Consider the following 17,031-nt stretch of genomic DNA (forward strand, 5'->3'; position numbering starts at 1 on the left):
TTATTAAATTTCCCCCTTCTTGTTTCTTAGATGGCATTGGTTAAGTCAGATAAAAAGTAGTCTCCCTAAAATTTTTCCTCCTTCTACTTTTTCTACAGATTACTCTGTTATAAAACAGCTTTCTTGAACACCCTATAGACAAAAGGTATAATTTTGATTAGTATTGTTTTATATTTAGCATCACGAAATAATTAAGGAGAAACTAGATGAATAAAAAAAATAGAATAGCTTTAATTCTTTTAATGGTTAATATGTTTGTCACTATGAGTGCAATTGGTTTAATTATACCTATAATGCCCAACTACTTGAAGGAGTTCGGCGCTAAAGGAGCAGTACTCGGCTTTTTGATTTCTACTATAGCTTTTGCGCAATTTATCTTCTCTCCCATTGCCGGCAGTTTATCAGACAGGCTTGGCAGGAAGAAGCTAATCATCTTCGGCCTATTATTAAATGGGACATGCCAGATTTTATTTGGCCTATCTAATCACTTATGGGAACTATTTGTTTTGCGTTTTCTAATCGGTGTTGGGTCCGCCTTTATTACACCGCCTATCATGGCTTATGCTGCGGATATTACTACACTAGAAGAACGCGGAAAGGCAATGGGGCTTATCGGGGCTGCTATTTCTTTCGGCTTTATGGTCGGACCAGGGATTGGCGGCGCTCTTTCAAATGTAAGCTTACACTTCCCATTCTTTATAGCTGGTATCGCAGCTCTTATCGCAGGAATACTTTCTATCATTTTATTACCCAAAACGACGCCTGCTGTTGAAGCACAACGAAGCGGAAATAATATTTTAAAAGAGATGGCAAATTCCTTTAAAAAGCCATACTTCATATTATTGCTTGTTGTATTTGTCTTCTCATTTGGTATTGCTAATTTCCAAGCTACATTATCAATGTTTTTGACATATAAATTTTCTTTCACTCCTAATGACATCGCCATCATTATGACTGTCGGTGGTTTTGTAGGTGTAATTGTTCAAGGCGTTCTGATCAACAAACTATTTAAACGCTTCGGTGAAATGAAGATCATATTAGTGAGCTTAATTGTAGCTGCTCTTGCTATGCTCGGAATGGTCTTTGTGAGTTTCTACTTCTCTATCTTGCTCGTAGCGACACTTTTCCAAACCGCAACAACCTTAATCAGACCTTCTGTTAATACAATGATTTCGAAGGTAGCGGGTAATGAACAAGGCTATGCGGCAGGTATGAACAATGCATATATGAGTCTTGGAAACATGATTGGTCCTGCACTTGCAGGTACTTTATTGGACATCCATTTGAATACGCCATTTATTTTAGGCGCAATTATTCTAAGTATTTGTTATATCATTACCTTCACATGGAACCGTAAAAAGTTCTCCACTATGATGTAAAAAACGGCACGCAGTTCACTCACTGCGTGCCGTTTTCTAATTTAAAGGCTGTAATTCTATTCTATGCATTTCGTTTACATCCTATAAAATATCTATCTCTTTTTAAAATCTCTTAAAAATTGTTCTACAAAACGGACATTGATGTCCAATAACATTTCATCCGGCTGCAATGATGCATGATGCAGACCATATGGTGAATTTGCGCCAGTCCAAAACATCGCACCAGGAATCTCCTTTAAAAAGAAGCCGAAATCCTCTCCAGTCATGGCAGGCGGACATTCATACGGTGTGGTGCCGGCAACCTTTTCTGCTGTCTCTAGCAACTGCTTTGCACAATAGTCCTCATTGTATACTTGATAGTATGACGACCCATAATCTATGCTTACTTCGCAATCATACGCTATTTCAATTGATTTACAGAGTGCTTCAATACGCTCTTTCATCAAAAGCATCGATTCGGCAGACATGGTACGAATTGTTCCTTCTAATCGAGCATCTTCTGCAATACTATTTTGGACATATCCTGAAACCATTTTACCGATGGTAATAACACCGCTATCTAATGGATTTAAATTTCGACTTACGATGGTTTGTAGCTGCATGATTAAATTAGCTGCTGCTACAGTCATATCCTTTGTATGCTGTGGAAAAGCTGCATGCCCTCCTACACCATGCAAATCAATAAACAGTTCTGATGTATTAGCAAATAACAAGCCTGCTCTTGTCGCAATTGTTCCTACAGGATATTCAGGTGCGATATGAAGCGCAAATAGATAGTCAGGTAATAAATCCTTACGCTCCCTTTCCATCCATTCAAGCATCGGTTTAGCGCCACCCGGTCCTTCCTCTGCAGGCTGGAAATAGATAATGGTCGTATTTATAGGCTGTTGCTCTGAAAAAGCTTTTATAAGCCCTATAGCAATGGCCATATGAAAATCATGACCGCATGCATGCATAAAACCCTGGTGTGTTGATTCATATGGCAAGCCTGTATTCTCTTCGATTGGCAAACCATCTATATCTGCTCGCCAACCTATTTTGAATGAAGGCCTCGTACCCTGGATTGTGAGAATAATACCTGTCTTCCATAGGTCTACTTGAAAATAACTCTTTTTTAACTCTTCTATAATAGCTAATAAGTATTTTTGCGTTTTGTCTTCTTGAAATCCAATTTCAGGAATTCTATGTAAATCCCTTCTTATCTCCACTAAAGACTTCATCGAAATGGCACCTCTTATATTTGTCGAAGATCCTGCATGATTTCAGATTTTGATTTCGTTTTTTCATCGATCTCTTTGATGACACGAGCCGGTGCACCAACTACTACTGTATACGGCGGCACGTCTTTTGTCACGATAGCACCTGCTGCTACTACAGCGCCTTCGCCGATTCGGCATCCCTCTAAAACAACAGCGTTCGCACCTATTAATACATTGTCTTCGACAACTACCGGATCTGCACTAGGTGGTTCAATAACCCCTGCAAGCACCGCTCCAGCTCCTATGTGGCAGTCCTTTCCAACAGTCGCACGACCGCCTAATACGGCATTCATATCAATCATCGTACGGTCGCCGATTTCAGCTCCAATATTAATGACACTGCCCATCATAATAACGACGTTTTGGCCAATTGTCACTTGATCTCTAATGATTGCTCCTGGTTCGATTCGTGCATGGATATCTAACAACTCTAGTGTTGGTACAGCTGAATTTCTTCGGTCATGCTCTACCACATAATCTTCTATCGTCTCTTTATTCTCTTCTAAGGCTTTTTTGATATCTTGCCATTCACCGAAGACAACCGCAGCATCTTTTTCACCAAAGACTTTGCTGTTTTCTCCGAAAGGAATGGAAGTGATATCTTTACCCTTCACATATACTTTTACAGGTGTAGCTTTTTTGGCATTGGCTAAATAAGAGATAATTTGTTCTGCATTCAACTTTTCCATTAGAAACCCCCCTATCAATTTCTACTATTGTACATGATAAAAAGGATAATTTCATTTATTTTTTGAATAATCATACAAACATTCCGCTTGTTTCTTCGCTACCTCCACAAAAGCGGCAACTTGGCGCAATTCGAAAGCAGAATCATATCCGATCAGCCAAGTATCCCTTGTAATATTGAATGCTTCTTCCTGATTTGTGAGAGGAATCCTGTTAACATCCTCTTGTCCCGTGAGTGTAATGGATGGAAGTATGGCATATCCGATACCGTTTAATGCCATTTGCTTGCATGTTTCGATCTGATCGACAATAATCTCATGCTTTGGATTAGATGAAAAATGCCGCTGCCACCATTGCTGTATTTCTTGATAATAATTCGAGTCACTTTTAAATTGTATGAATGGCCGAGTGGTTTTAAATACATCATCCAGCGTTTTTATTTCTGTATCGACTAAATAAAGAGTATCTCGAAATAGATGCTGCTTTTCTCCTTTCCAGTCTGTTTGTCCTCTGACAATGCCGACATGTGCCTCCCCATCATACAGCGCTTTGACAATCTCTGAGCTCCAGCCAGTCATTAAGGAAATCTTGGCGTCAGGATATTCGGTCACAAAATCCTTTAATACTTTTGGGAGCCAGGTATGCCCAACGATGGAGGCACAAGCAATTTTTAATGTGCCGTGGACTTTAGAATTTAAGGCTTGTATGGATTCAAAAATTTCTTCTCTCTTTGTAATCATCTCTTCCGCATATTGAATAACTAGCTCGCCTGATGCAGTGGCTGTCAGTCCTTTTTGTGACCGAATAAAAAGCTGGGTACCCCAATCTTTCTCAATCGATTGCAGCCGCTGTGAAAGGGCTGGCTGTGATAAGAATAATCGCTCTGCGGCTTTGCGCATATTGCGTTCCTCTGCTAATACCTTAATAATTTGGGCATCATTGGTCATAGTCATAAATACCACTACTCCTTTTAAAATTCGTCATAATAGTTGTGGATAAAAAAAAGGCCCATGAAATGAGCCTTTCTATTACTCTAGCTATTCGGTTGATAGATATGTTTTTTTAATTGTTTTAAAATAACACGTCTTGTCATAATACCAACAAATGTTGAGTCATCATCTACAACACATAAAAAAGCATGGTTAATGACTAAATCTAATGCTTTTTGGAATTTATCATTAATATTTAACATGGCAACATCAGCATCCATGATGTCATTTACTTTTATTGTATCTAATTTTTCAAATTCAATGTGATCGAGACCTAAAATAGATTCAGTAATCATGCGCATACTAAGCAACCCCTGTAAACGATAATCCATATCCAGTACAGGGATAGAAGAATATCCTGTCTTTGTCAACACGAGTAAAGCATGCTCTGCGCTATTGCCTAATTGGACATGGGCAACTTTATCAGAAGGTATAATTAAATCTGCAATCGGCGCTTCAAGGAATTCTCTGCTACTTGTCGAAATCATAGTATTCTACTCCTTACTTGTTCATAAAGTGAACAATTAAAACTACAATTTCATCTTACCATATATTATTCAAAGATTTCCATTAATGACCGAAAAAGCGCATACATTTTTCAAAAGTTACCCTGCCCCTATTTTAACGATATGCCAAGATATTATAAAAGACAACAAAGGTAATAAATATCCCCGCTATCAAATAGCACCAAATAATGGGATTCAACATTGTCGGGTGATTTTCCACCGTCTCAGAATAATTTTGATCCTCTACAGTTGATTGAGCTGCTTGTTTTTTTGCAATGCCCATAGTCCAAAATAATGCTATACCTGCAATAAGAACGCAAACAATAATTAATGGCCATGTCAGTTCACCCGTGAAATTCAAGAAAAAACCTTCTTTCTTTTTCATGTAGTATGAAACATCTCCGATTAATTAATGCATGCAATATGACTTAAAAATTCCTTATCACTTTTTTAAAGGAATTTCCTTCATTAGCTCATAAATCGGCAACGGTTTGCTGAAGAGAAATCCTTGAGCCTTTTTACATTGCTGCTTTTTTAAGAAACCAACGTGTTCTTCTTTTTCTACACCTTCTGCTATGACATCTAAGCCTAGATTATGAGCGAGATGGATAATGGTTTGAGCAATAGCCTTGTCTTTTTCATCTGTATCCATATCACGGATAAAAGATTGATCAATTTTTATAATATCAATTGGGTACCTTTTAATATAGCTTAATGAGGAATAGCCCGTTCCAAAATCGTCAACTGAAATAATCAGCCCCATACTCTTTAGTTGTTTTAGAATCTTCATCGTATCTTCTGCATCCGTCATAGAGCTCTCTGTGATTTCGAGTTCTAACAGAGATGGTTCAATTTCATACTTTTCTAAAAAATAAAGAATCTTGGATGCTAACTGATCTTCGCGAAATTGTTTTGGCGAAATGTTGACTGCAATTCGGATATTAGAGATACCTTGTACTTTCCATTCATATAATTGCTTACATGCTTCCTCCAGTACCCAATTACCTATATCTACGATAAGCTCTGACTCTTCTGCGAGTGGTATAAAAACACCAGGTGAAACAAAACCAAATTTCGGATTTTGCCAGCGCAACAATGCCTCGAAGCTTGTAATAGTTTCTGTTTCTAAATCTATTTGCGGTTGGTAATACACCATTAATTCATTTTTTTCAATGGCTCTGCGCAGATGAGCTTCCATGAGAGCTGTGTTTTCGAGTTGATTTTTCATTTTGCTTTGGTAAAAGCGATATGAAGATCGTCCTTTTTCTTTAGCATATAATAAAGCTTGATTTGCTTTTTGCAAGAGCTCCTCAATAGAAGCCCCATCATCAGGAAAATAGGTTATACCAATAGAAGCTGTTGTAGCTAATTCAGAATCCTCGATAAGAAACGGTTTTTTCATACTGTAGATGATATCCGCAGCCACTTGCTGTACTTGCTCTTTTTGAACATTTTGCAGGACAGCAACAAAATTATCGCCATTCAACCGATAGATTGATCCTATACTCTTGGTTATCTGAGAAACACGTTCAATAGCTGCGTTGATTATCATATCGCCTGCAGCAGTCCCATACGTTTTATTGACCCTTTTAAAGCGGTCGAGATCAATGGACAATATGGCTGATTTTTGATTCGTTCTCATCGAGTCTTTTATAATTTCCTTAAAATGTACGCTTAGCGCCTTACGATTCCATGAACCTGTCAGTTGGTCATGATAGGTAAAATAACTCGTGTCGCTTTCACATTCACGAGAAGGCGTTATATCACGCAATATTAGAAGGATTTTAGAGACTTTTTGCTCTGTTAGCATTGGAATACTTTTTATAAAAACAATAACAGATTTTCCTTCTATTGTTTTAAGGCCTATATCCGCTAACTCAATACTCTTTTGAGAAGAGATTGTTTCATCTATAAGCTTTTGTATCTCTTCCCTTGCAAATAGACTCACATATTTGTCTATTTGCAGGTTTGCCCCAACAAATCCAAATTTGCCATTTGCCGCAGCATTGCTGTGAAGAATATTGCCTTCTTTATCCACTACTAAAATAGGGTCGAAATTTTGTTCAAGTAATTCAAGAAACGCTGGATCTTGTGGATGCTTATGTATTGTACAGTAATAGAATTGATCTTCGGAAACCGTCTCTTCCGTAACAGTTAATAAGTGTTCTAGATTCTCAAAAGCTGCCGTCTCATTAGCGCACACTGTTAGAATCATTGTTTTCAAATGTTGCCAAATTACGCTTGGCAAATAACGGTGAGCTAACTCTGTTTTTGGAAAGTGGAGCACTCCAAATTCATTTTGTGCCATGTCATTAGCATACATTATAGAGTACTGTTCGTTAGATTTACGAATAAGGACAGAAAGACCACTCTGTTCTATACTGCTATATTGATTTACTATATATTGCAAAGACTTTTGGTCTAAAGTTGTTTTTTTCATTTAGCGCCTCCACAAAAAGGTGTACTTTAGACTATCATAATAGATTTCAAAAGAATTATATAGATTAAAAACAAAAATTTTTTGAATTTAATGAACCCTTTTTACCTATTTTCCATAAAAAGTCGCATTCAAAAAATAATTAATAATCCCTACTATGCGTTTAGTCCCATTTCGCTTCCTTCATTTATTATTTTCACTCTGTTTTTTGTTAAGAGGTTTATAGCATGCTTATTTGGGATAAAAGAGATAATTAGAAAGTATATTCTTCTGTATATACAGATATAATTGATTGGTATTATAATAGAAAAAGTAAGACCTCATCATGTTGTTTTAAGGTTTTGGAGGCAGTTATATTTCCGCTCGGGGCTATCTTGCACCCGTGTAATATGCGCCAAATCATTCTATTATCTTGTATGAGAAGTGTTTTTTCTTTTGTTTCCATACTATTCCTTTATATTGAAATTATTTTTTTAGCAGAAAGGTAGGAATACGATGAGCAATCGCCCCCACAATGGAGATATAGCTACAGCGATTTATATAGTTAATAAACATGCAAAAACTGCCCCTGATAATAAAACTCTTTATACATTAAAGCGATTAGCCCTCGATAAGATGATTAAGATGGGATGCGCAAAAAAAATAGGACTTCAATTCGTCAAAAGACCACGGTTTAGCCAACAGCAGTCCGCTGTGGTCATTCAATGTTCTGATTACTATTTCCACTCATTGCCGAAGAAAGAAGACTTCAAGGAATTGCCTCATTTAGGTCACTTAGATGAGAATTATCGAAACCCTAGACGTAGTATGAGTCTAAGCAAGGCAAAACAAATATTGACTAACTTCCTTGAGCCGGAAGCTTCTCCATCTTCTATCCCTAAACGAAAAAAAAGAACTCCTCGAAGCATTTACGAGGAGAACAGAAAAAAAGGACTTTACCAAATGAACAGCTATTTTTATGGCCATTAAAAAAACCGGAGAATTCTCTCCGGTTTTTATAATACATATTGATCGATTTTTAAAATTAAATCAGCTATTTCTGGCTTGCTGATTTGGTCTTCAGCTCCCACTTTTTCTCCTTTATGTCTCAAATCATCTGTTATAAGGCTTGAAAAAATGATGACAGGCAATTTGCTTAATACAGGATGAGATTTCACCTGTTTTGTTAAATGATGCCCATCCATTTGCGGCATTTCAATATCTGTTACCATCAATTGGACATATTCGCTAATATCATCTGTTTTTTCCGCAATGCTTAACAAATATTCTAATGCATCTTTTCCATTCTCAAAAAATTCGACATTCGCATAACCAGCCTCTTCCATCGTATCGTGCAGGAGTTTACGTAAAAGTGGTGAATCTTCTGCAATCACGATTTTCTTTTCAGAGCGGCTTCGTTGTCCTAACTTTTTAATGGAAGACACATTAATACCGGAGTCAGGATTGATATCTACCATAATCTTTTCAAAATCAAGCAATAATAGCATTACATCATTTTGCTTGATGACACCGATGACTTGTGAATTTCCCCCTTGATACATATCTGACGGCTTTTCTATAAGATCCCATGAGATACGGTGGATTTGCGTTACATTATCTACATGAAAGACAACTCGTTGTCTATTAAACTCAGCTACAATATACTTATGCTGTTCGCTATAAGGCGTATTGGACAATCCCAAAACCTTTTTCATATCAACAACCGGCAAAACCTCACCGCGCAATTGGATAATGCCTTCTACATGTGGGTGTGCATGCGGAATAAAAGTAACAGGTATAGGTTGAATTATCTCTTTTACTTTAATAACATTAATACCGAATTTGTTTGTCCCCATTTGGAACTCAACTATTTCAAGCTCATTTGTACCGCTCTCAAGCAAAATACCTTTATTTTCATTCATCTGAGCTAATACCTCCTACAATTCTCCCATAATTACCCCAATTGTATCATATTACATCATTTGCATATAGAAGAATTATTGACAATAAGTAGTCAATTTTTGCATTAACATCAAACCACGTAGCTCAAAAGTAACTAACTTTTATAATAATCAACTAATGCTTGAGTACCTAAATCATCATATCCCTTTTGCGATAACTCCTCGTACATTCCTTTTGCAAGAGATAGACCCGGCAATTGGAGTCCCATCATTTCTGCTTCTTTTAAGGCAATGCCCATATCCTTGATGAAGTGTTTAATATAAAATCCTGGTTCTAGGTCTCCCTTAACAATACGTGGAGCTAAATTGCTTAAAGACCAAGATCCAGCTGCACCGGTTGATATGGATTGAAGTACTGTATTAATGTCGAGCCCTGCTTTTTTGCCATAAACGATTGCTTCACATACACCAATCATATTGCTCGCAATGGCAACTTGGTTGCACATTTTTGTATGCTGTCCCGCTCCAGCCTCTCCTTGATAAATAATATGTTCACCAAATAATTCAAATACAGGTAGTACTTCTTCAAATACATCCTTTTTGCCGCCTACCATGATGGAAAGTGTCCCATTTTTCGCGCCAATGTCTCCACCTGAAACAGGAGCATCCAATGCTTCCATCCCTATAGTCTCAGCATGTTTAGCAATTTTTTTAGCTAGGGTTGGCTGAGATGTAGTCATATCAACTAATCTCGTTCCCTCTTTGCCCATTTTAAAAATACCTTTTTCTCCAAAATAAACTTCTTCCACATCCTGCGGATAGCCTACCATCGTAAAAACAATTTCTGTATTTTCCGCTGCTTCGCCTGGACTTTCAAACCAGCTTGCCCCTAGTTCGATTAAAGCTTCCGCTTTTGCTTTTGTTCGCGTATAAATATGTACTGTATGTCCTGCTTTTAATAAATGCATGGCGATACTTGATCCCATTACACCAGTTCCAATAAAGCCAATGGTCCATTTTTTCATATTATGACTCCCCTTTTTTATTGTTGTGTTCATTATATCAGAATTTTCATTCCTCTTTATTATACAAGAACTTTCTTAGTACAAAAAAAGAGCAGATACGTAAAGTACCTGCTAAAGAAAGGGGGAAATGAGATTGTTGCTGTGTTCTTTATTATTATTCCACGCTACAACAAATTCTAAACCACCTTGTGTAAATTTTTTTATATAGTGTAAGTAGATAGCCAAAAGTATTACCAAGGCTTATTGTGTCTTTCATCTGCTGGAAGTAAATAAATCTACAAAAAAAGATAACTCCTAATAGGAGTTATCCTTTAAAATTTCACTAAATCTTCATCCTTAGGATAATCTTGTTCATGCTCTTGTTCTTGCTGATAAGTGTTTAGTAAATGATCTAACTTTTTACTTAAGCGGATGGTTTCAATATTAGAAAATCCCTTCTCGATACCTGATTGAATCATTTTTTCACGTGTATTTTCTAATTTTTTTAAAATGGACTCAGACATCCACCATCCTCCTCTCAGTAAAGTATTGTTTTTCTTATCCTATTGCAGATGTAGCTTGTCTTATGAAATTCTATTTTAACTTCGCGGTTCTTTCAAGTAAACATAGATTATATCTCCACCTTGTTTGGCGATCCCTTGAAAATGCTTAAAGTCTTCTCTTTTAATTAATTCTTCTCTCAGTTGATAAAATTCATGTTTATCTACTTTTAATTCTTGAATGTTTCCATTTTTTAAATCGTCTAACTTTTGTATGTAATTGTTCATATTCGCAACTCCCTTTACGTATAATATCAAAAATCTACATAAAATGGTTTTCACTTTACGAAATAACTATTTTAAGGCAAACTGTAAAGTAACTAAAGTTAAAGGGGCTGGTACTTATGAAAATAGCTGAAATTGGGAATGTCATTGAATTCGGAAATGGACTACAGGGAATTGTCGAGAAAGTGAATGAGAATTCTGTAATCGTGAATCTAACGTATATGGAGAATTTCAATTCACTTGAGATTGAAGAAAAAACTGTTGTTAACCATAAACGCTATAAAATATTAGCAGCTGCTAATAACAATTAATATAACGCATTACATATTCTTCAACCATGTTGTCTCTACGAATACCAAACATTTTGTGCTGCTCTATAAGAGCGGCATTTTTTATTAAACAACCTATAAATACTTCTATTGTCTGTTTGTCTTTTTACGTTTAGCATTTTCCCTGGATCCTCTTTATACTGTAATGCCCTCTATTATTATGACAAAAAGAGCGATGTATGTGTCTTACATCACACCACTCTTTTGATCTTAATAAGACAAATCTTTAATTGAGAGCCCTAGTTTTTTTAATAAATCAATCGCTAGGTCTTTTTCTTCCCCAGTCAATACACTTGTAATTTCATGCAATTGTTGTTCATGCTTAGGAAACAGCTCGTCCATAAACTCAGTACCTAGGGGTGTTATTTCAGCATATGTTATGCGCCGATCAGATGGACATGATACGCGCGTTAAGTAACCTCTTTTTTCTAATTTATCAACAACATAAGTGATTGACCCGCTAGCCAGTAAAATCTTATTTCCTATTTTTTGGAGGGGCTGTCTTCCTTTATGGTAAAGTAACTCCAACACAGCGAATTCTGTAGGATTTAATCCATTCTCCTGGAAGAATTGGTTTGTGCACTCATTTATAGCTTTTGTTGCCCTCGAAAGTACAATAAAGAGTTTCAATGACTGCTTTATTTCATCTTGTGTTGCCATTCTTGTTCATCCCTTATAATAAATCTTGATTTTAAGATATTATACCGCTGTGGTTAATACTTTGTCAAAAGGGTGATGTTATACAGAATAAAAGCAATCGCTCTGTTCTGTAAGATCAGCGAAGTCTATTTCCAAGCTTTTTTCTGCCACCATCTCTCTTTGTTTTTGGATTACAAGTGGAAAATCAATACTGAATATAGTGCCCTCTCCTACTTTGCTTGTGGCTGTGATTTTACCATTATGTTCTTCAACAGTTTTCGCCACAAAAGCAAGGCCTAATCCAGTACCTTCTGATTTAGTAGTGTAGAAGGGAGTAAAGATATTTTCCAAGTCGTTTTCAGACATACCTGTACCACTATCTTCAATCGAGATGGTCACTTTATCGTAATACTTGATTTGTTGTCGAATGACAATCTTGCCACCTGAAGGCATAACCTCAAAAGCATTCTTTAATAAATTGATTAGCACCTGCTTCAGTTTGTGGCTATTCCCTAAAATTAAATCTTCTTGATAAAGGTTTTTCTCATATTCTATCTCTACATGCTGCATAATTGATTGGGGCTGCATCAGCTCAATCGTCTCTTCCATTAACTCGCTAAATGAGAAAATATTCATCTCATAGCCACCTGGCTTGGATAAATCTAAGAATTCATTTACAATATTTTCGATACGTTCGATTTCTCTGTCCAAAACAGATAAATAACGCTTATTTTCACCTGTGGCTGTCATTTTCATTAAATCTGTAAAACCCTTTAATGTTGTCATAGGGTTTTTAATTTCATGTGCAATACTTGCTGCCATCTCACCGACCATTTGAAGTGTTTGCTGGTGTTCCAGCCGATTCATCATCATAATTCTTTCCGTTTCATCGCGAATAATTGTTAAATGAATATCATCCTGGCTGTCATAATTGCTCAATAACTGTATATAGCGCGTGCCCTCTTTCATTGGCACTTGAACGGTTAATTCTCCCTTGCCCGTTTCTTTTAAAGAACAGAAGAATTTATGGATATTATACCCTTCATTAGGGAATAACTTCCATAAAATAGAGATATCTTGTCCAATGATACTATGCAGGGAAACATTTAATAATTTGGCGGCCATTTCATTCATCTCAACAATTCGCTTATCAGCATCAGTTAAGAGAAGACCACTCTCAGATTGGTCAAAAACACGTCGGAACTTTTTCTCAACGGCGAGATGCTTATCAACTTTACTAGTAACCTCCGAGTAGTGGAAGCATAGTAAAATCCAATCGTATACATCTGAATAGCAGCTCGTTACTTTCATATCCTCTATTTTAGAGTTTAAGGTGTTAATAGACATCTTCTCAGTTGTATACGAACGAGTTTTAGTATTTTCAACAATCTTCTTCCATACATCGTAGGAATCTTCGCTTAGCCAATTTTTTATATCAATATCTTCTTCTACTTGTAAGTGTTCTTTGGCCAATTCATTAGCAAATAAAATATGGAATCTGTGGTCAACAATTATAATTGGTTCTTCACATTCTTGAAATGTAAAATCAAAATTACTGAAAAATCGTTGCGGCATTAACTAATCACCAATCCCTTCTTTTTATCATTCTATGAATTTCGCCAATAAATTATGACATCAAATTAGCACTAAATAAGATGAAACTCTACTAAATAGGAGTTTTAATGTCCTAAATTACCTCCGTCCGAAATTAAATTATTAATATTCAGATTATTTCATATAAATCAAATTCTATAAATAGGACTTTTTACTTTAAATTTTTTTGTATAATTACGCTAGTATCTTTATCTTAAAACAACTCTGTTAAATATACAAGATATTTCCACTCGACAAATTAGCTAAAAGGAGATTCCCTATGAATATTGTTCTTGCAACACTAAATGCCAAATATATCCACACTAATCTTGCTATCAGATATTTAAAAGCTTATGCCCAGCCTGACTTCAACCCAGTTCTTGCAGAGTATACGATTAAAGACCCTACTTTTAATATCGTATCTGATCTCTATCGAAAATCTCCAGATATCCTCGGATTCAGTTGTTATATCTGGAATATTGAAGAAACAATCAAAGTAATACAAATGGTGAAGAAAGTCAGCCCTCATACGAAAATTGTCCTAGGAGGCCCAGAAGTAAGTTATGATGTCCATGTTTGGCTCAAGCGTTTAAAAGAAGATGTTGACTGCATTATTATGGGCGAAGGTGAGCATTCTTTTAAACAACTACTTCATTATTACCATGGACAAATTCCTCTTTCTGAAGTGCCAGGCATCGCTTATTTAAAAGAGGATAAGGTTGAAATACATCAAGCGGCACAAAAAGTTGATTTGCGTGACATGCCTAGCCCTTATCGTTTTGAAGAAGATCTTCCCCATCTATCAAAGCGAATAGCCTATATTGAGACAAGTCGTGGCTGTCCTTTTAACTGCCAATTTTGCCTTTCTTCTATAGAAGTTGGTGTTCGCTACTTTAACCGCGAAAAAATAAAAGAAGATATACGATATTTGATGAATAACGGCGTCCGGACGATAAAGTTTGTCGATCGTACTTTCAACATTAGCAGAAGCTATGCAATGGAAATGTTCCAGTTTTTAATAGATGAACATCAAGAAGGTGTCGTATTCCAATTTGAAATTACAGCAGATATCATGCGTCCAGAAGTTATTCAATTTTTGAATGACAATGCACCCAAGGGTTTGTTCCGCTTTGAAATTGGCGTACAATCGACAAATGACTTAACCAATGACCTAGTGAAGCGAAGACAAAACTTCTCCAAATTAACTCGTACAGTGACAATGGTAAAAGAAGGAGGCAAAATTGATCAACATTTAGATTTAATAGCAGGACTTCCAGAAGAAGATTATCACAGCTTCCGCCAAACATTTAATGACGTATTTGCTCTACGCCCAGAAGAATTACAGCTAGGTTTCTTAAAGTTACTGCGTGGCACTGGACTGCGCCTGCAAGCGAAACAATACGGCTACGATTATGTGGATGTAGCTCCATATGAAATTGTCGCAAATAATGTGCTAAGCTTTGATGATATGCTTCGGATTAAACAAACCGAGGATATATTAGAGAAATATTGGAATGATCACAGAATTGATTATACGATAGATTATTTGGTCAGTAGCGTCTTTGAAACACCATTTGATTTCTTCCAAGAATTCGGAACCTATTGGGACAATCAAGGCTGGTCACGTATAGGCCACCAGCTTGAAGATTTATTCTTACGCTTGATAGCATTTCTAGAACAGCGCGGAAACGTAAATATGAATATCATTGTAAGTTTGCTGCAGCTAGACTATTTAAAAGCACAGCGTTTCCAGCCTCGTAAACCTTGGTGGAAAAATCAGCTACCTGAAATTAAATCAAAAGATATACTGAAAGAAATACGCTTACACCCTGAAATGGCCGGCAGTGCATTTGCCCAATTCAATGTAGGAGAAAAAGAACTGTATAAGCATACACTGCTTCTGCCTTTCTATATCGATTTAGATTTACTGAATAATAATAATGAGGTCAAAGAGTGCAATGGTTATCTAATGACCTATTTCCGCAAAGATGGAGCTCCGTACTTTGCTTTTATCCGTGAAGAACAAATGGCTTACAGTTAATCATGTATGCAAAAAAAGGGCTCCTCTAAGGAGCCCTTTTTAAAATACTCAAGCTTAATTTATCCATTTACAAACTATCCAATAATAACCCGTTCCTTCGGATAATGATATTTCGTCTGTTTCGCTTTTCCGCCAAGAGAGTAAAGGAATGAAATCATTCCTACCCTGCCTATAAACATTAAGAAAATCATAACAACTTTCCCAATGCTAGAAAGGTGCTCAGTTAACCCTAATGACATACCACATGTACCGAACGCTGATGTGATTTCAAAGAGAATTTCAATCAACGATGCATGCGATTCAGTTAATGATAAGATCATTGTTGCTAATACTACTAAGCATGTAGACAAAATAATCACCACATAGGATCGAAAAACATCCAGGACATGGATTTCACGATGAAAAATTTGAATATCCTGCTTATTTCGTGCAAAGTTGATTAAAAATAAAATAGCAATCGCTAAAGTGGTTGTACGAATACCTCCACCAACAGAACTTGGAGACGCACCAATAAACATTAATAGGCTTAAAAAGATATCTGTCGCTTGATGGAACTGCGTTACATCAATAGTCGTTAATCCTGCTGAACGTGCAGAGACTGAATGAAACATAGCTGTAAAGAATGCTTGATGCCAGCTCATCCCTTTAAATGCATTGAATGCCTCAAGTAACAGGATAACTGCTGTCCCCACTATGAATAAAATAGCGTAGGTAGACGTGGTGATTTTTGTGAAAAGTGAAAACTTAAAGTTTGGCGTCTTATTTGACAAAAAGGCCTTCACTTCAATTAACACCGGAAAACCAATAGCACCAAGCGCGATCATAATCATATTAATAACTTGAACAAAATAATCATGTCGGAATAGATACATAGAATTACCTGTAATATCAAATCCTCCATTTGTAGTCGCTGATATAGCTGCAAAGAACCCATTATAGAGCGCTTCTAAAAATGTATCAAAATACTGAGTGAAATATAGTGTTAAAATCGCAGTCCCTATTAATTCAATCATTAGAAGAAGCTTGATGATTTCTTTAATCAAATGGACAACACCTGATAAATTATATTGATTATGATCCACCATGATTAATTGCCTTTCACGCAGCCCAATCTTCTTTCCAAAAATAAGCCAAGTAAAGGTACCTAATGACATAATACCAATTGCGCCGAGCTGCATAATAACCGACAACATAATAACCCCAAAAACAGAGTATGTTTCAGAAATATTATTTACAGTCAGCCCAGTAACGCTAACAGCACTCACAGCAGTAAATAAACTGTCAAGCAAAGATACATGGACATTTTCCTTATGCACACCAGGTAAAATTAATAAGATGAATGAAATAGCGATCGCTATAAAATAGTAAGTCACGATTGCTTGGAACGGCGTTAACCGCTTTTTAAAACCTTTTGCTGAAGCCATTATTTCGGTCCTTTCATTGTTAACCAAGATACATACACACTATTGTATTGAATAATGAACGAAAAAGGAAGGGTATTAG

The 17,031-nt window shown here is 36.4% G+C and carries 17 protein-coding genes; 4 read left to right on the forward strand and 13 right to left on the reverse strand.

Annotated features, from left to right (window positions below; translation table 11 throughout):
- Positions 1-206 precede the first annotated feature (206 nt).
- On the forward strand, positions 207-1,379 hold the full coding sequence (locus tag RST01_RS04575) for an MFS transporter (protein WP_147194401.1): 1,173 nt from the start codon (positions 207-209) through the stop codon (positions 1,377-1,379).
- A gap of 92 nt (positions 1,380-1,471) precedes the next feature.
- Here the strand turns inward: RST01_RS04575 and RST01_RS04580 are convergent, their stop codons facing one another.
- The 6 genes from RST01_RS04580 to RST01_RS04605 all read right to left on the reverse strand — a co-directional run bounded on the left by RST01_RS04580 (position 1,472) and on the right by RST01_RS04605 (position 7,260).
- The gene (locus tag RST01_RS04580) at positions 1,472-2,599 is read right to left on the reverse strand and encodes an N-acetyldiaminopimelate deacetylase (protein WP_147194403.1); all 1,128 of its coding nucleotides are present in this window, start codon (positions 2,597-2,599) and stop codon (positions 1,472-1,474) included.
- 14 nt (positions 2,600-2,613) lie between these two features.
- Positions 2,614-3,327, reverse strand: a complete 714-nt coding sequence (dapD, locus tag RST01_RS04585; protein ID WP_147194407.1) for a 2,3,4,5-tetrahydropyridine-2,6-dicarboxylate N-acetyltransferase — start codon at positions 3,325-3,327, stop codon at positions 2,614-2,616.
- 51 nt (positions 3,328-3,378) lie between these two features.
- A complete protein-coding gene (gene ccpC / locus RST01_RS04590) occupies positions 3,379-4,272 on the reverse strand; it encodes a transcriptional regulator CcpC (protein WP_066791831.1) in 894 nt (297 codons plus the stop codon).
- An 86-nt stretch (positions 4,273-4,358) separates the two neighbouring features.
- The gene (gene cbpB, locus RST01_RS04595) at positions 4,359-4,802 is read right to left on the reverse strand and encodes a cyclic-di-AMP-binding protein CbpB (protein ID WP_147194410.1); all 444 of its coding nucleotides are present in this window, start codon (positions 4,800-4,802) and stop codon (positions 4,359-4,361) included.
- A 133-nt stretch (positions 4,803-4,935) separates the two neighbouring features.
- Positions 4,936-5,181, reverse strand: coding sequence for a hypothetical protein (locus RST01_RS04600; protein WP_147194412.1), 246 nt, complete (start codon positions 5,179-5,181; stop codon positions 4,936-4,938).
- Between the two features lie 81 nt (positions 5,182-5,262).
- Entirely contained in the window at positions 5,263-7,260 is a 1,998-nt protein-coding gene (locus tag RST01_RS04605; RefSeq protein ID WP_147194415.1) for a sensor domain-containing protein, read from the reverse strand.
- Positions 7,261-7,752: 492 nt separating this feature from the next.
- Between RST01_RS04605 and RST01_RS04610 the strand changes: the two genes are divergently transcribed.
- Positions 7,753-8,226 (forward strand): YkyB family protein, encoded by a 474-nt coding sequence (locus tag RST01_RS04610; protein WP_147194418.1) that lies wholly within the window; start codon positions 7,753-7,755, stop codon positions 8,224-8,226.
- A gap of 26 nt (positions 8,227-8,252) precedes the next feature.
- Here RST01_RS04610 and RST01_RS04615 read toward each other — a convergent pair whose 3' ends face one another.
- The 4 genes from RST01_RS04615 to ykzS all read right to left on the reverse strand — a co-directional run bounded on the left by RST01_RS04615 (position 8,253) and on the right by ykzS (position 10,929).
- On the reverse strand, positions 8,253-9,158 hold the full coding sequence (locus tag RST01_RS04615) for a chemotaxis protein (RefSeq protein WP_147194421.1): 906 nt from the start codon (positions 9,156-9,158) through the stop codon (positions 8,253-8,255).
- 134 nt (positions 9,159-9,292) lie between these two features.
- Positions 9,293-10,162 carry an NAD(P)-dependent oxidoreductase gene (locus tag RST01_RS04620; protein WP_147194424.1) on the reverse strand — a complete coding sequence of 290 codons (870 nt, stop codon included), beginning with the start codon at positions 10,160-10,162 and terminating at the stop codon, positions 9,293-9,295.
- A 311-nt stretch (positions 10,163-10,473) separates the two neighbouring features.
- Positions 10,474-10,665: an aspartyl-phosphate phosphatase Spo0E family protein gene (locus RST01_RS04625; protein ID WP_147194427.1), complete on the reverse strand. Its 192-nt coding sequence runs from the start codon at positions 10,663-10,665 to the stop codon at positions 10,474-10,476.
- 75 nt (positions 10,666-10,740) lie between these two features.
- Positions 10,741-10,929 (reverse strand): protein YkzS, encoded by a 189-nt coding sequence (ykzS, locus tag RST01_RS04630; protein ID WP_147194430.1) that lies wholly within the window; start codon positions 10,927-10,929, stop codon positions 10,741-10,743.
- Positions 10,930-11,045: 116 nt separating this feature from the next.
- Between ykzS and RST01_RS04635 the strand changes: the two genes are divergently transcribed.
- On the forward strand, positions 11,046-11,237 hold the full coding sequence (locus tag RST01_RS04635; RefSeq protein ID WP_066784945.1) for a YkvS family protein: 192 nt from the start codon (positions 11,046-11,048) through the stop codon (positions 11,235-11,237).
- A gap of 228 nt (positions 11,238-11,465) precedes the next feature.
- Here RST01_RS04635 and RST01_RS04640 read toward each other — a convergent pair whose 3' ends face one another.
- Together RST01_RS04640 and RST01_RS04645 are read right to left on the reverse strand one after the other, a co-directional pair.
- Positions 11,466-11,915: a MarR family winged helix-turn-helix transcriptional regulator gene (locus RST01_RS04640; RefSeq protein WP_147194433.1), complete on the reverse strand. Its 450-nt coding sequence runs from the start codon at positions 11,913-11,915 to the stop codon at positions 11,466-11,468.
- A gap of 78 nt (positions 11,916-11,993) precedes the next feature.
- Positions 11,994-13,469, reverse strand: coding sequence for a PAS domain-containing sensor histidine kinase (locus tag RST01_RS04645; RefSeq protein ID WP_147194437.1), 1,476 nt, complete (start codon positions 13,467-13,469; stop codon positions 11,994-11,996).
- Positions 13,470-13,767: 298 nt separating this feature from the next.
- On the opposite strand from RST01_RS04645, the gene RST01_RS04650 reads away from it, so the two are divergent.
- Positions 13,768-15,528 carry a B12-binding domain-containing radical SAM protein gene (locus RST01_RS04650; protein WP_147194440.1) on the forward strand — a complete coding sequence of 587 codons (1,761 nt, stop codon included), beginning with the start codon at positions 13,768-13,770 and terminating at the stop codon, positions 15,526-15,528.
- A gap of 74 nt (positions 15,529-15,602) precedes the next feature.
- Here RST01_RS04650 and RST01_RS04655 read toward each other — a convergent pair whose 3' ends face one another.
- Positions 15,603-16,952, reverse strand: coding sequence for a TrkH family potassium uptake protein (locus RST01_RS04655; RefSeq protein ID WP_147194443.1), 1,350 nt, complete (start codon positions 16,950-16,952; stop codon positions 15,603-15,605).
- Positions 16,953-17,031: the final 79 nt, after the last annotated feature.

Source organism: Rummeliibacillus stabekisii (genome assembly GCF_007988965.1).
Taxonomy (GTDB): Bacteria; Bacillota; Bacilli; order Bacillales_A; family Planococcaceae; genus Rummeliibacillus; species Rummeliibacillus stabekisii.